The 15021-nt window shown below is 35.8% G+C and carries 13 protein-coding genes and 1 pseudogene; 7 read left to right on the forward strand and 7 right to left on the reverse strand.

What is annotated here, in order from left to right; genetic code table 11:
- The first annotated feature begins 242 nt into the window (after positions 1-242).
- The 4 genes from Y7E_RS0111045 to Y7E_RS0111060 all read left to right on the forward strand — a co-directional run bounded on the left by Y7E_RS0111045 (position 243) and on the right by Y7E_RS0111060 (position 4510).
- On the forward strand, positions 243-1634 hold the full coding sequence (locus Y7E_RS0111045) for an amino acid permease (protein ID WP_017151315.1): 1392 nt from the start codon (positions 243-245) through the stop codon (positions 1632-1634).
- A gap of 400 nt (positions 1635-2034) precedes the next feature.
- The gene (locus Y7E_RS0111050) at positions 2035-2229 is read left to right on the forward strand and encodes a hypothetical protein (RefSeq protein WP_017151316.1); all 195 of its coding nucleotides are present in this window, start codon (positions 2035-2037) and stop codon (positions 2227-2229) included.
- A 371-nt stretch (positions 2230-2600) separates the two neighbouring features.
- A complete protein-coding gene (gene pdxR, locus Y7E_RS0111055) occupies positions 2601-4034 on the forward strand; it encodes a MocR-like pyridoxine biosynthesis transcription factor PdxR (protein WP_017151317.1) in 1434 nt (477 codons plus the stop codon).
- A 53-nt stretch (positions 4035-4087) separates the two neighbouring features.
- Positions 4088-4510, forward strand: coding sequence for a YfmQ family protein (locus tag Y7E_RS0111060; RefSeq protein WP_017151318.1), 423 nt, complete (start codon positions 4088-4090; stop codon positions 4508-4510).
- Positions 4511-4618: 108 nt separating this feature from the next.
- Here Y7E_RS0111060 and Y7E_RS0111065 read toward each other — a convergent pair whose 3' ends face one another.
- On the reverse strand, positions 4619-5308 hold the full coding sequence (locus tag Y7E_RS0111065) for a Crp/Fnr family transcriptional regulator (RefSeq protein ID WP_017151319.1): 690 nt from the start codon (positions 5306-5308) through the stop codon (positions 4619-4621).
- Between the two features lie 80 nt (positions 5309-5388).
- Between Y7E_RS0111065 and Y7E_RS0111070 the strand changes: the two genes are divergently transcribed.
- Positions 5389-6147: an HAD-IIB family hydrolase gene (locus Y7E_RS0111070; RefSeq protein ID WP_017151320.1), complete on the forward strand. Its 759-nt coding sequence runs from the start codon at positions 5389-5391 to the stop codon at positions 6145-6147.
- A gap of 249 nt (positions 6148-6396) precedes the next feature.
- A pseudogene (locus Y7E_RS29515) lies at positions 6397-6583 on the forward strand (hypothetical protein); the annotation flags it as partial.
- Positions 6584-7003: 420 nt separating this feature from the next.
- On the opposite strand, the gene Y7E_RS0111080 reads toward Y7E_RS29515, so the two are convergent.
- The 3 genes from Y7E_RS0111080 to Y7E_RS29520 all read right to left on the reverse strand — a co-directional run bounded on the left by Y7E_RS0111080 (position 7004) and on the right by Y7E_RS29520 (position 8630).
- Positions 7004-7753, reverse strand: a complete 750-nt coding sequence (locus Y7E_RS0111080; RefSeq protein ID WP_017151322.1) for a hypothetical protein — start codon at positions 7751-7753, stop codon at positions 7004-7006.
- A 140-nt stretch (positions 7754-7893) separates the two neighbouring features.
- On the reverse strand, positions 7894-8238 hold the full coding sequence (locus tag Y7E_RS0111085) for a hypothetical protein (protein ID WP_017151323.1): 345 nt from the start codon (positions 8236-8238) through the stop codon (positions 7894-7896).
- 20 nt (positions 8239-8258) lie between these two features.
- Complete coding sequence (locus tag Y7E_RS29520; protein ID WP_237741364.1) at positions 8259-8630, reverse strand: hypothetical protein; 372 nt, start codon at positions 8628-8630, stop codon at positions 8259-8261.
- A 313-nt stretch (positions 8631-8943) separates the two neighbouring features.
- On the opposite strand from Y7E_RS29520, the gene Y7E_RS30785 reads away from it, so the two are divergent.
- Entirely contained in the window at positions 8944-9465 is a 522-nt protein-coding gene (locus tag Y7E_RS30785; RefSeq protein ID WP_154652024.1) for a hypothetical protein, read from the forward strand.
- A gap of 60 nt (positions 9466-9525) precedes the next feature.
- Here Y7E_RS30785 and Y7E_RS0111100 read toward each other — a convergent pair whose 3' ends face one another.
- The 3 genes from Y7E_RS0111100 to Y7E_RS0111110 form a co-directional block, all read right to left on the reverse strand.
- Positions 9526-13170 (reverse strand): multicopper oxidase domain-containing protein, encoded by a 3645-nt coding sequence (locus Y7E_RS0111100; RefSeq protein WP_017151326.1) that lies wholly within the window; start codon positions 13168-13170, stop codon positions 9526-9528.
- A gap of 92 nt (positions 13171-13262) precedes the next feature.
- On the reverse strand, positions 13263-14516 hold the full coding sequence (locus Y7E_RS0111105) for a copper resistance CopC family protein (protein WP_017151327.1): 1254 nt from the start codon (positions 14514-14516) through the stop codon (positions 13263-13265).
- Between the two features lie 29 nt (positions 14517-14545).
- Positions 14546-14959, reverse strand: coding sequence for a hypothetical protein (locus tag Y7E_RS0111110; protein WP_017151328.1), 414 nt, complete (start codon positions 14957-14959; stop codon positions 14546-14548).
- Positions 14960-15021 lie beyond the last annotated feature (62 nt).

The following is a 15021-nucleotide window of genomic DNA, read 5'->3' on the forward strand; positions in this document are numbered from 1 at the left end:
GGAAAAGTAATTGTATTTTTCAGATAAATAAATTATTATGAAATAAGTAATTTTTTAATTTTATGACGAAGGAGAGATGGGTGAATTTTCGCACTATTATGAATGATTAGAAGGAAGCGGGGAATGATTTTAGGGCATCTTTTAAGAGAGAGACAAAAGTGACGCTTGCTTTATGATTTTTTACCTAATAGGAATTGTAGTATCGTATTTCGCTTATGAATCGTGGATGAGGAGGAAATGGAGTGGCAAATAAAGAACTAAAAAGGGGATTGGAAGCGCGTCATATTCAGATGATTGCTTTAGGCGGTACAATTGGTGTTGGTTTATTTATGGGTTCAGCCAGCACGATTCAATGGACAGGCCCGTCAGTAATGCTTGCTTATGCAATCGCAGGTATTTTTATATTTTTCATTATGCGTGCGATGGGAGAAATGTTGTATGTAGAGCCAGGAACAGGTTCATTTGCGACATTTGGCCATAAGTATATACATCCATTAGCAGGGTATATGACGGCATGGAGTAACTGGTTCCAGTGGGTAATCGTCGGAATGTCAGAAATTATAGCGGTTGGGGCATATATGCAGTATTGGTTCCCGGATCTGCCTGCTTGGGTGCCAGGTATTATCACAATGGTGATTCTTGGTGCGGCGAACTTAATTTCTGTTAAATCATTTGGTGAATTTGAATTTTGGTTTGCAATGATTAAGATCGTTACCATTGTGTTAATGATTATTGCGGGATTTGGGCTTATTTTCTTCGGATTTGGTAACGGAGGGAATGCAATCGGTTTATCTAACCTTTGGGAAAATGGCGGCTTCTTTACGGGCGGCTGGTCAGGATTCTTCTTTGCTCTATCACTAGTTGTTGGAGCTTACCAAGGTGTTGAATTAATTGGGATTACAGCTGGTGAAGCAAAAGATCCGAAGAAAACGTTAACGAAAGCAATTCAAAGTACGATTTGGCGTATTTTAATCTTCTATATTGGTGCAATTTTTGTTATTGTAACTGTTTACCCTTGGGATCAACTAAATTCGATTGGAAGCCCGTTTGTAGCAACTTTTGCGAAAGTTGGGATTACAGCAGCAGCTGGCCTGATTAACTTTGTCGTAATTACAGCTGCAATGTCTGGCTGTAACAGTGGTATTTACAGTGCGGGACGTATGCTTTATACATTAGGAATAAATGGACAAGCACCAAAATACTTCGCAAAAATTTCGCGTAACGGTGTGCCTTTATTTGGTACGATTGGTGTGTTAGTTGGTTTAGCGATTGGCGTTATTTTAAGTTATATTGCACCGAAAAACTTATTCGTGTATGTATACAGTGCAAGTGTACTTCCTGGTATGGTTCCGTGGTTTGTCATTCTGATTAGTCAAATTCGATTCAGAAAAGCAAAAGGAGCTGAAATGGAAAATCATCCGTTCAAAATGCCTTTTGCGCCTGTTACAAATTATTTAACGATTGTCTTTTTAATTATGGTATTAATTGGTATGTGGTTCAATGAAGATACACAAATCTCACTTATTGTAGGAATTATTTTCCTAGCGATCGTTGTCATTAGTTTTTATGTTTTTGGAATAGGGAAGCGTGTTCCAGTAGATGTTAAAAAAGAGAATGAAGTGGCTAACCGTTAATTCGCTTTGATTGGTTAACATTTTTCTAATTAATAATTTTAAAAATTTTTGATGTAGGTATAAAGAAGCCCAAATGTATCAGAGAGCTAATATAAAGCAAACAACCGATGAGAAAGACTCAGTAGGTTGTTTGCTTTTTTGTTGGTATTGTTCTTTTTAATAACTTCAAAAGGAAGTTTACATTTCTTTTTTACTTTTTAGTGGTAGTAATTCCTTAGAATCCCTATTTTATACTCGTAAAGTGGATGGTCCTTTTTAAATAAATATCCCTTATTATAAAAGAGAAAGATAGTATTCTTTAAGTATCTCGGTTATGTTCTCATCCGGAAAAATATAAACTTTTAAGTTGAACGATTAGATTTTCTGTTCGAATAGACGGTTTTTAGAGAGGGGGAAGCCAATGAAATTTGCAATTTCGTTAGTCGTTATTATTGTAATTGTATCACTCTTGGGAACGGTACTAGTGGCAAGAAACGTGGAGGAAAAATACGGTCAGTCTACGAAGCAAAATGTGACGAACTTGTCTGCTATTTATATCGTCCTTCTTTTAAGCCTTCTCGTAGGAGTTACGTGGTATGCGGTTGTCGTTTTGTAGTTTTTCTATTTTCGATAAGTAGATAGTCTAAATTATAATAGTTGGAATGGTTATTTCTTAGCACTATTCTTTGTTATAAGGATGGAAAGATTATATTATCTTTTAACGAAAAGAAGTTCCATTCCTCAAGTATGTGGGTGTGGTAGAAGAAGGGGTTTATATGTCTGTTTAGTTACTACTATTCACATTGTAGAATGAGTGAATATCTTCATAACTAGGAATGAATAGGGAAAACTATATGAACCCCAAACAGGAAATACTTTCAAACTAACTTACTTACAGAAGTATTTAGTATATAACAAGCAGAGGTTAACGCTTGAACTTTATTTCAATTAGTAAAAAACCTGCTGATAAGGGGAAGAGGGAATGAGATGGAATGGAGACCCAATCGTGCAGACAAGACGCCGATCTACAAACAAATTGCTGACTATATAGAACGGGGGATTTCTTCAGGAGAGTTTTCTTCAGATAGTATGTTACCTTCGGAACGTACTTTGGCGAAAGAGTTGCAAGTGAACCGCAGTACGATAGTAGCAGCATATGAGGAACTAAAATCACTTGGGGTAGTAGAGCGAAAAAAAGGAAGTGGAACGCGTGTAAACACAGATATATGGGGGATATCGTGTAAACGTATTCCAAATTGGGGTAGGTATGTAGAAGATGGTTCATTTCTCCCGAATTTGCCATTGGTTCAACAAATTCGAGCGGAAACGCAAAAGGATGATTTGATTAATTTGGCTAGTGGTGAATTGTCACCAGACTTGTTTCCAACTGATCAGTTTCGTACAATTCTCTCAGAACAAACATTTATAGGAAATTTAGGCTATGATCATCCACAAGGAAATGAAATGTTAAGGAAAACAATTTCTTCACATGTTGATAAATATAAAAACATAGATGTTAATCCGCATTCTATTTTAATTACATCAGGAGCTCAACAAGCGCTTAACCTTATCGTTCAATGCTTGCTTAAGCCGGGAGATGCGATTGCGATTGAAGATCCATCTTATTGTTTTTCGCTTCCAATGTTTAAATCTGCTGGGCTAAAAATATTTCATTTACCAGTGGATCAACATGGCATGAATCCAGATGATTTGATAGATTTACACAGAAAGCACCGAATTCGAATGGTATTTCTAAATCCAGATTATCAAAATCCAACTGGAACGATCCTTTCATTGTCTCGTCGTAAAAAGATTTTGGGATTGTCATCTGAATTTGGTATACCAATTGTGGAAGATGATCCTTATAGCTTAACTTCTTTCAATGGAGAAGTAAATCAAACTTTAAAATCCATGGATACGAATGGAAATGTTCTATATATTAGTTCATTATCGAAAATCGTAGCATCTGGATTGCGAATTGGGTGGATTATTGGTCCCCCTCGGGTCATTGAACGTTTAGCAGATGCAAAGCAGCAAGTAGATTTTGGACATAGTGTCTTTCCTCAATGGGTAGCAAATCAATTTTTAGAATCAGAAAATTTTCATGCACATATCTCTATGCTTCGTAAACAACTCAAACAGAGAAGGAATCAATTAATTACAAGTCTTGGTGAACTCTTAGGTGATCGAGTTGATTTTCTTGTTCCAGAGGGTGGAATTCATTTATGGTGTAAAGTGCAGGAGTCAGTTCATGAATATGATTTATTAGGAAGAGCTATACAAAATGGTGTAGCTTTTCTTCCAGGAAGTGTTTTGGGATCAAAAAAAAATTATGTACGCTTTACTTTTGGAAGAGAGAATACAAACCATATTGAAGTAGGGATTACAAGATTTGCGGAGACTCTAAACAGCATCCGATGAAAATATGAGTCATGTAATAACAGGAATTTAGCATGTAACGGAGGTGATAAAATATGACGACCTGGTTTATAGTTATGTTATTTCTTTTCGGTGGCCTAAAAATATTAGTGTCGAGCCTTCCAACCTCTGTTGTGGAATCTTTTATCAGTAGATTTGAATTGCATCCACAACTTAATGGTGAGGCTGTCACCGTAACAATTGACGGCAACCGATTAGAAGGTGAAGATAAACTTCAAATTATTGATTACTTTAACGAAGCAATATTTTTAGAGAAATATTATTTTCCACCAGAGGGCAGTGGCACTCCAGTGATCATTGATACGAAGAGGGGGAAAAACGATATTAGATTTTTGGTTTATAGTTATAACGATCATGTTGATGTAGTTAAACAATATAAGAAGAAAGTAGTTGCGTATAGTTTGCGTTCCAAAAGTCTTCAAAACCGTTCTATGTTAGTAGTGGGAGATGTAGTTTAACGGATTGTCAAAGGGACAGTCTAAAATCCATTACAAAGACGAATCATAAAGAGAAGGAGCAATTGGAATGAGTTGCTCCTTTTTGAAATGCAACTTAGTATAACGATATTATTCGTATTTTAAACCATTAGAAAGTCGTTCAATAGTTTCCCAGTCATTAACGATAATTTGTTTGTGTTCTTTGCGAATTGTATCCGTTTCACTTAATTTTTCAATGACACGATTTAAGTGCCGAGTGGTAGTGCCGATGAGCGAGGCGATTTCATGATGATCTGTAGTGCGAATTTCTCTTCCGAATAGGTTGGAAGTATTCTTTATTGTACATAAATAGCTAGCAAAACGTGTTTCTACTGAAGCTAGTAAATTGATACGTGAAGCAGTGGTACATGTTTGGAGTTTGTAGGTCACATGGTGTAAAAGCTCTTGTAAAAAAGCAACGTCATGTAAAAGTGTATTTTGAACATAATGTTTATGAATAACAATAAAATCTGTTTCTTCCTCGGTACTTACATGGGATTGGATATCTACATTTTGAATGAGTTCAATATCACCCATGATGGAAACGGCAGAACAAAATCGAAGTAGCAATGCTTTTCCTGTAATAACGCTCGTAGTTATTTTCGTACGCCCAGACATTTGAATATATAAGCCGTCAATCGATTCTCCCTCGCGTAGTACGACTTCTCTTGCATTGTACCTTTGAATTTGAAATGGATGATGGAGATTAGTAAAAAGTTTTTGTACATGCTCGTTCTTTAAATAAGTTGCTAGTAATAACTCGTCTTCAATTTTTTTCATAATTATTCCCCTTTTTCGGACATCTGTCCTGTTCATTATATAAGAATTCTTTTACATTAAAAAGAAAGGAGAAAGGGGCGATGTATATGAATTTTATTTTTGATATTGATGGTACAATTTGTTTCAAAGGAAAACCACTAACAGAAAGTATAGTGCAAGCATTAGATGTTTGTCATGCTAGAGGGCATGAAGTTGTATTTGCATCTGCTAGGCCAATTAGAGATTTACTACCAGTGCTACCAAGTCATATGCATCATTATTCCATGATTGGAGGGAATGGAGCATTTGTTGCAAAAGAAGGAAAATTTATTGAAGTTATGTCATTTGATGCTCAGACAATGAATGAGCTCCGTTCTTTAATTGATACATATCAGCTTAATTATTTAATTGATAGTCATTGGGATTATGCCTATACAGGTAGCGAAACCCATCCGATTTATTGTAATATAGATCCTCATCAATTAGCTATGAATGTATCAATTGACTGTATCAAAGAGATGGTGAAGATTGTGCTATTTCCTGACGGTAATAAAGAAAGAGTAGTACAAACACTTAATGACCTTCCCGTTCAAATGTACGAACATCAAGAAGAGGGGATTATTGATATAAGTCCATTAGGTGTTCATAAATGGAAGGGATTGCAAAGACTAGGAATAGAAGAAGGGACATTCATTGCGTTTGGGAACGATGCAAATGATGTACCAATGTTTTTACATGCAAAAGAGGGAATTTGTATTGGTGAGCATAGGATGTTACGATCTATTGCAACGATGAACTTACATAGCGACGAACAATGTATTATGAACAAAATTATTGAGTTATCGGAGATATATGCATAATTTTGAACTGTAAATATACAAGAAGGTGTGTACATGCTGAGGGATACAAAAGGTTAGGAGTGAAGGGATTAAATATTAGATTTTTTAAGTAATTAGCACCTCGAGAAAGGGAAAAGAGGTGCTAATTACTATTTTTTATTTCGCATTAACGGGCGGCAAGCCCCACACCTCAAGATTCAGAGAGAAACAAGGAAGGTAGGTGGGGGAACAACTGCCCGTAAAAGCCCGATTGGTGAGGGTTGATAATCAATGGGGGATGAAGAAAACCCACTGATTAAAGTTTCACTTTATGAAGAAGGATTAGGCTTAAAACGGATAGGTGAGTTTCATAATCACGAAGGATAGGATGGAGTTATGTTTGGATTACCTGATGCAGAATATCATTTAGAGTTTACAAGGGCATATAAACGGCAGTCCATGTTCAGCTCCAACACAACTGTACGAATTCGAATTCAAGAAAAGTTAAACTACCTGTCCCTTAAAGAATATAGGGAACAAGTAGTTTAGGTGTTTTGATGTGTGTCCTATTTTCAAGGTTTACTTCAAAATACTATGCTTTTTGTTGTATAGGTTTGTAATTCGTTGATTGAAAAGAAAGGTTACAATAAAATGAATGGACTTAAAGAAAAATAGGAAGTAATCTTTTGAGCAGAAAATCCAGATGAAATACGCAGATTACTAATCTGATTATGTTTTGAAACGAAGTGAACTTGTTAGGATTTCCTATCGAACTGTTTTCTGAAACGTGCGCTTTTTAAAAGAATAAATCATCTATATCGGGATGAGTATATCTAATTTTTGATAATCAATATGCATGTTATTTAGGTAGTTTATTGTGTATTATTGATGAGTGTTTTTAACGGGGACAGACGGAAATAAAACATACGTCATCTAAATCAACTTCTACGATTTTATTAGCAACTTTTATTTGTATTTTAGCTGGGGGTCTTAAATCATCATCAATATCTTCTTCCTGAACATCAATTAATATCCCTTGTATAGGTTCTTCCTCATGTTGCAGTCGAATTGTAATTTTCTTTCCAATAAAGCCTTGTAAGTAAAGTGATAAAGAAATACCAAAGAAAGTATTAATTAAAAGGGGATTTGCTGCTACTGTTTTTCCAAAATGTAATATTAAATTTTGCCGAATTGGTGGAGTAAAGTTAAATGGTAAAGGTTGAGGTATAGGATTTTGATTACAATCTCGTTTCAATAAACAAAGTTGTAGATATGGAATCAGTACTTTTCCTTTTTTTTCGTTTGTTAACTCAATGAAATCTTTCCCTGCATTTGTTAAAGTTCCTATTAGTTTTTCCTGTGTAGTGTCACATGCAATAGTTGCTTGTACTTTTAAACCACGAAGTGTTAAAAGAAAAAGCTGTAAAGCTCTTGTGTTTTCTGGATCTCTTGGATTTGAAATAACATGGAGTAAGTTATTTGCTTCTTCAATGCACTCTTGTAATTGATTTAATTCTTCTTGTGGAAGTGAACTGTTAGGAGAAGGGAAGGCTGGTGGGGCATCCGGAAAGCAAGTAGATAATGGAGGACAGGGAGTGGTATTAAAATAAGTTGGAATCCAAATTGGGTTTGGGTTGTCCTTTTTCATTATTTGAAGGCTCCTTTCGTTTCATAAAATATGACTAGTATAATAAATGCGGTTTTCATACTTTCTGTGCCATCATTCATCCCGTTGTATACGAAAAAAAGGCTATCACCTACTCTTTACAAGTGGGATAGCCTGCTAAGTTAAACTCCTGGGATTTGCTGAATGTTTGGAATTTCAAATTTTCCATCTTCAATAAAGAACACTTCAATCTCGTCAATGTGTATACGAGCCGTCATATTATCAAATTCATTAATATGAGTTGCTTCAATTTTAATAAAGGCGTAATCTCCGTTTACTTCAACAATGGTACCGATAATCATAAAAGGAAATTGTGCAATAAGAATGAAAACCCGAGAACCGATGCGGTTATCAAATTCTTGTGTAACATTAGCACGGCGTAATTCATTAATTAAAGGATTGTTAACTGAACTTCTACACATCGGAGGAAGCGGCTTTTTCTCTTTAAGTTGATCTTGATTTTCCATTTTTTACACCACCTTTATTATCATGGAATTGGAAAGCGAGTATTAGGGTCAAAAGGTAAGAAGAAGGCGATCATTTCAATTGCAAAATTGAGAGGTGTAGGAAATTGGAAAAATGGTGCATTATTCATTTTAATGATGACAGGATAAAGTGTAATGAAACCATCTGTTACTCTTACAATTTTTCCAGTGAAAATAGGACGGAATGTTTGCCCTAAAATATTTAACTGATCAGAACGTGTAGTTAATAAGATGTTTTTTCCTAATAAATCGACAAATACTTGGTTTTCAGGTAGAGTGGCTGTATTTTCTAAAGGGATTTTTTTGCTTGGTGAACAACCTTCTGTTTCAGGTGGTCGTTTTTTATGTTGTTGCTTGGAAGTGTTTTTTGACATACGTATAGCGTGAAATCTCATGGTATGTACCAAGAGAAAATACGCATATACCCCCTTTCATTATGGATTTTTACTACCAATCTATTATTATGCAGGAGTTTATACTTTTATTTTGGGGAAAGAAAAAATTTCCTTTTTTTATTTTTGATATGTGTCTTTTTCATTCTCTTTTTCATAAGCTAAGAAGAGAATGAGTCAAAGGAGAGGTTGTCTTTTGTGGTCGGATAAACAAAATAGTAGGGGATCACGCCCTTTATTAAATATTCCTGGATCAGTAAAAAAGAAAGAAAGTTTAGAAGATAAAACCCGGAAAATGAAACAACGTAAAATAGAAGCAGAACAAAGAATAGAAAAGAAAGAAGAAGTGGAGCAAAAAATAGAAGTAGAACAAAGAGTAGAAGAGAAACAAGAAGTAGAGAAAAAAATAGAAATAGAACAAAGAATAGAAGAGAAACAAGAAGTGAAGCAAAAAATCGAAGCAGAACAAAAAACAGAAGTTCCTATAGTTCAAGACGAACAAGTGAGCAAGTTGATAGGTAATAGAGATCCTTTATGTAAAGAGTTGGTCCCATTGAATGTTAATGGTTTAAAGGATAGATTAAATTTCCGTCTTTTAAAAAATATTGGCAATAGAATAGAAGTAACAATACGTTGTGATGAGAATGATGAAAAGGTTATTGTTGGAAAGATTCAAGAAGTGGGAACAGATTTTATCGGCGTATTACAAGAACCAAAAGTGATAGTGACAATACTATGGGAAAATATAAGAGAAATTCGTTTTAAAGATGGAGATGTAATTGTGATTGATCAACCTGAGGCAGAAGAAGTGATTTAGAGTGTATTTGATACAGAGAATATGAAGGCTATCCCTAAAAAAGCAGGGATAGCCTATTTTTTATGGATTTCGTAAAGGAGGGAGTTTGTTATTATTCTTTTTTAGTACCCGAAGTATACCCCACATACCAAGTTCAATATCCCAGCGAATGTTACCCGAGCGGTACATATAATCCCCAGGTCTCCCGTTTAGGCCACCAGCTCCATGTGCAATGACGAAATTTGATCTGGAACCGACGCTATTTTCTCCTTGGACAGCGGTAAAGGTTGAGTATAAATTATTCTCATTTCGGAGCCATGAATGACCGTGTATTGTAAAAACATGTGCTCGTGGTTTGTCAGCAGGAAAAGTATAACGAAAGATAATTGGATCATTTACATGTGCTAAAAAGATCGGTGTAGCAGGATCTCCGTGAATTTTTGTACTAAATACTTTTGAAACATCTCGATTTTTCTTTAAGCGATGAATGATGCGTTCTGAGCGGTAGTTAAAGCCGCGAGATCCTTGATCTTCTGGATCTTCTAATTCTTCTTCTGGTTCTATAAAAATTGGTTCAGGATCAATAATAAGGTTACCATTTTTATCTACGAGGCGAACACCATCATGCATCAATAAAACGAACTCACGAAATTCTGGGAAAAGTGGATGTGAAATAACTGCTTGATTACCAGTTCGAATTGGCGTGCGTTTTATAGGATCGAGATGAAGAGCTCCTGCTTGTTCTGTAATTAGCATGCCAAAAGCTCCATGGTGCCGGTGATTACGTAAATCAGCCATACCCCAAAGATTACAAGTACCGATGTTACGATCAATAAACCAACGATACGTAATACTTTCCCCAGGTGCTACGGTTTGATCAGGATTAAATCCAACTGTTGCCCCATCTGAACCTAGAACGTCATATGCGACCATTTGTGCATGAAGAGACATTCGTCTTGATGGTGTGAAGATAACATCTTCATCAGGCACTTCTGGATAACCATGAAGTTCTCCTTCATTATGAAATAGCTCTGTTAATTGGTTGTGAAGTGTAACTTCTACACATTCACCGGTATTTGCACGTAATATAAGTGGTTCGGGGTTTATTTTTCCGCTTTGTATGTTTTCAACATCTTCTTTTAAAGCGAAAATAATACCAAATGGATCATTATCACCAGCTTTGTTATATTTAATTTTTGTTTGAAATGCAACAACTTCAAATTTTCGAACCGGTGCATTCGGTGAACAAGGCTTACCAGGATCTGTTGCTGGTGGTGGATTCTCTCCAGTAGGTTTTGGCAAAGGCTTAGTTCTTTTTGGTGGCTGTGGTCGATCAGGAAGAGGGAATAAATGAGAAACCCGTTCTTTAAATGTGCGTAATATTCCCCAAGCGCCGAGCCAAATATCATCAATTCCACCGAAATGATATAGCATATCAAAATCGCCATCGCCTTCAATAGCAAATTCAGCTGTAAAAGCTTCTGAAATGCCAATGATTTGCTGCTGAGTAAATTCTGATTCTAAATCAGGACGATTTCTGTGCCAACGTTGTCTGTGTAAGTTAAAGCTATGAGATTCTTCATGAGCACCTTGGATTATACGAAGACGTACTGGATCCCCGTTATAAGTTTGTAATAATGGAGTGACAGGGTCTCCGTGAAGAAAAGAGCTAAAAATAAAAGCTGGATCAGTATCAGGATTTACTAACCGAGCTGAGAACGGCTCATTCCGGTAATTAATTGCCATGACACCAGGATCGGCATCAGAACCTGAAAAACCTGGTGGATTAAGCGGTTTACCTCGACGATCAAATAGAAGCGAAAAATCATGAACAAATAAGGAAAATTCACGGAAATCAGGAATGAGTGGATTTGTAATGATTGCTTGTGTACCTGATGGTATTATTTCTCCTGTACGAGGATCGAGAAATTGAGACCCTTTTGGTTCAATACAGACTCCACCAAATAACCCGTGTTGCTGATGCGAATTTGCAAATAGATGGTCATGAAAGAAAACAGCTTTTAATTCTGCATCTGCAAACCATTGGAATTGGATTGTTTCGCCTCGTAAAGCGCTGCTATCATAATTCCAACCAACGTTAGCAGCATCAGAAACGAGGGGGTCAAATTTTACGAAATGTACGTGAGTACCTGCTTCGTATGTTCGTTCTACAAGTTGAAACGCATTTCCACCTAATGTTTCTGGAAATTTATTTGTAAAGTTAATACGAATACACTCACCGGCATTCGCACGAATGACAAGGGGTTCTGGTTTTTTACGGCCGGATAACACAGCTTCTTCATCTTCTTCTAATACATATATACGGCCTTCGGGATCATTCCATCCTTCTTTGTTATAGATAATGGGAACTTGAATGCCGACAATATTAAAAACTCGTTCTACTTTCGTACCTTCTGGACAAGGATTCACAAATACTGCACCAGGACGAGCGTTTGGATCAAATTGATTAATTTCAAGCTTAGTTGACTCGCGGCCTCCTACAATTCCAAGTGGTGGTCGAGGCGCTTTACAACCAAACACACCAGGAATAAAGTTTGGGAACCCTGGTTTTTCTTTTGTCGGTGCAGGTGGTATTGGCCGATCAGGAAGCGGCTGTAATGCTGCGATTGGTACACCGTTTGGATAAAATTGGCTACCGTCTTGTAATGTATTAAAAATACGGTTTAGTCCCCACATTCCCTCGCCAAAATGAGGATAAAGATGACAATGAATAATAACATCACCAAATGCCCCTTGTAAACTTCCCGCGCCGTATAAAGGTGAAACAGTAAATGTACTCTGCGGACCGAATGACAATGAGTCAATTAACATAGAATTGACATTATTACGTTCAAATAGCCATTGATGAACATGGTAATGAAAGACATGGGTTTCTTTTACTCCGCCATGAATAACTCGAATTTTAAGAGGGTCTCCTACGTAAGCTCGTAAAATAGGGGTGGCTGGATCGCCGAATACCCAGGAATCATGATGAACTTCTTCGCCCTCACAGTCAGGACATACAATACCCTCTTGAATAAGGCGAACGCGATTTCGCATCGGTTCAGACCGGTAATTAATAGAGTGTGTTTCGCCATTTTGTAATGTATGAGGATCAATTGATTTGGCTCCAGTTAAATCTTTTACTTCCATTTCATCGTGGAAAAAACATGCGAATTCCCGAAAGGAAGGCAAAAGTGGATTATGAATATCTGCATAAACTCCGCTGTTAATAGGTAAGCCTGTTATCGGATCTGTCCATGTAGATCCTTTTGGTTGTGCAATTAATGCTCCAAATAAACCATGTACGTTACTTCCTTCTTCGCTGGAAAGAGGATTACCTAAATCAGAAAAAAGATGGATTTCTTCTCGAATGATTTCCCAAGTATAAATTCGTTTTTGTCCAGGCGGAACAGTAGTATCTTTGTTATTTCCTACAAATGCGCCATCAGAAGTCTGTACATCATACTCCGCTAACTGAATATGCATGGAAGTACTAAAAGGTAATTGGTTTTCAAAGGTTATTTTCACGGTGTCTCCAACATTTGCACGAATAACGAGTGGTTGCACCAGATCTACCGTTGAAAAGGGATTTTCGTCTACGAGCTTTTTTATTTTACTGACATTTTCTTTTAAAACATATATCTTGCCTTCAGGATCGTGATCGCCAAAGTTATTAATAACAATACGAATCGGAATGGCCACTACATGATACTCCCTCAGCATTATATCAAGCCCCCTCCAATTTAAAAAGGATCGCACTCTATCTCAAATATAAAAAATAATATGAAAAAATATTCATACTTCACCGGAAAATTTTATAAAAAAAGGTAATTATAAAATCCTATCCATTCATGAATTATAATATTACATAATAAAATACTTAATTGAAAACAGAGCGAAAGAGAGCTGTTTTTTTTCTGCTTGATAAACATGTGTAGATGTATTAAACAAAGGAGAATGGTTAGTAATTGAATCGTGAAAAATGCTGCTCCAGATGTATTTAAATTCATATAAATAAACAAATTATAGGTGAATAAAATCGCTGCTAAAATACAAGCATATAGATGAAATTTAAAAAGAAGAGACTGAATAAATAGTTGCTTTTGAAAAACAGTTATAAATAAGTAACCACCTCCCAAAATAGTAACAATATATAAATAGATATTTTCAAAAACTATTGTAAAAAGAGATGGAAATATAGTTAGGGTATAGGCTGTCATACTTTTAACAAACAGAATAAAAATTACCCATATAATACAAACTACATTTGAGCGGGAAAGAAAGAAAAAGCCCATGAAAGCTAGTGAAAGTAAGAGAATCCAGGCAACTCCATATAATATATCTATAGGTATTGCTACTATTTTTTCATTCATATTGAAATCAATTGTACTAATGGATTGGATGATGAGTAAAAGTAATGTCGCGAGCAAAAAAAATAATTGGAACATAAAAAGATTAGTTTGATAACGTTTGAAATTTATAGAATTAGTCGATTTAAGCAAACTTCCCCATATAATCCATCCAATTAACGCAATGATACTAACATACTGAAATACACTCATGAAATAAAGAAGCATAATCCAAGTGTTGTTTGAGACGGTTGCGAAAATATTTCCGCAAAATTGAGAATCATACTTAAGTTGAAAGAGGGAAAGAAACGAAAAGATGGATCGTTTCGCTGTGTCTTTTGACAGCGTATCGATTGTAAATATGTAAGAGTCACGAATCACTTCCCCAGTATGCAATGGTATATAATAAATAACGGTATATATCCCGCTTGTTAATGGGGGTAATTGTATAGATAAAGTTGTTTCGTTATTCGAAAATTCAATCGGACCTTTAACCATGTTCGTTCCTTTTTCATCAAAAATTTGAATAGTAGCTTTTTCTTTATTGATTTGAGCTGAAAAAGTCATTGAAAGATTTGATGGAGCATTTGTCAGTTTCTGATTAGGCCCAGGGTCCGTTTGTATAGTGTTTGTTTCTGCAAAAACGGGTTTTGTTTGCAAAAAAAGACAGATAAAACTAAATAAGATGAGTATACGTTTCCATCTAAGAAGTTTGCGCATAACTGAATCGCTCCTCCACTAAAAATTCGTTAATTTCGAACGGAAAAGCGTAGCAAAATGAAAGATAAAAATACAACTACGGTTGTGCAAATAATTAAGAAAGCGGGCTGTGTTGAGTGTAAACCAAGCATCGGTCCCATGAGTCCAGACATAATACCACTTGCGACGCCTGTTAGCAGTGTTTGATAATCAACTAATGCTCCAAACACAATGCCAACAGCAACAGCAATTATCGTTGTGACAATTGTAATTACTCCTTCATCTAAAGGGAATTGTGATCCGAGAACGGTACCGACAGCTAAACCAATAGCAGTACTAGATAACATTGCAATATTCATACCTAAATGATAGCCTATGAGATGCCGAGATTTGTATAAATGGAAGTATGAAATAGTTGCGATAAAAAAGTAGCTAAATAAAATAATTGCACTTAAAAAATTCATTTGTGTTTTCACCTCCATACTAAACTATGAGTTACCATCATAAAATATTTATGATGAATGAA

Origin of the sequence: Bacillus bingmayongensis (genome assembly GCF_000299035.1) — a bacterium.
Classification (GTDB): Bacteria; Bacillota; Bacilli; order Bacillales; family Bacillaceae_G; genus Bacillus_A; species Bacillus_A bingmayongensis.

Excerpts from the sequence above, each read along its gene's own strand:
- Y7E_RS0111050 (WP_017151316.1), top strand. The coding sequence starts at position 2,035 with ATGAAATTTGCAATTTCGTTAGTCGTTATTATTGTAATTGTATCACTC.
- pdxR (WP_017151317.1), top strand. The coding sequence starts at position 2,601 with ATGGAATGGAGACCCAATCGTGCAGACAAGACGCCGATCTACAAACAA.
- Y7E_RS0111060 (WP_017151318.1), top strand. The coding sequence starts at position 4,088 with ATGACGACCTGGTTTATAGTTATGTTATTTCTTTTCGGTGGCCTAAAA.
- Y7E_RS0111065 (WP_017151319.1), bottom strand. The coding sequence starts at position 5,308 with ATGAAAAAAATTGAAGACGAGTTATTACTAGCAACTTATTTAAAGAAC.
- Y7E_RS0111070 (WP_017151320.1), top strand. The coding sequence starts at position 5,389 with ATGTATATGAATTTTATTTTTGATATTGATGGTACAATTTGTTTCAAA.
- Y7E_RS0111080 (WP_017151322.1), bottom strand. The coding sequence starts at position 7,753 with ATGAAAAAGGACAACCCAAACCCAATTTGGATTCCAACTTATTTTAAT.
- Y7E_RS0111085 (WP_017151323.1), bottom strand. The coding sequence starts at position 8,238 with ATGGAAAATCAAGATCAACTTAAAGAGAAAAAGCCGCTTCCTCCGATG.
- Y7E_RS29520 (WP_237741364.1), bottom strand. The coding sequence starts at position 8,630 with ATGTCAAAAAACACTTCCAAGCAACAACATAAAAAACGACCACCTGAA.
- Y7E_RS30785 (WP_154652024.1), top strand. The coding sequence starts at position 8,944 with ATGAAACAACGTAAAATAGAAGCAGAACAAAGAATAGAAAAGAAAGAA.
- Y7E_RS0111100 (WP_017151326.1), bottom strand. The coding sequence starts at position 13,170 with ATGCTGAGGGAGTATCATGTAGTGGCCATTCCGATTCGTATTGTTATT.
- Y7E_RS0111105 (WP_017151327.1), bottom strand. The coding sequence starts at position 14,516 with ATGCGCAAACTTCTTAGATGGAAACGTATACTCATCTTATTTAGTTTT.
- Y7E_RS0111110 (WP_017151328.1), bottom strand. The coding sequence starts at position 14,959 with ATGAATTTTTTAAGTGCAATTATTTTATTTAGCTACTTTTTTATCGCA.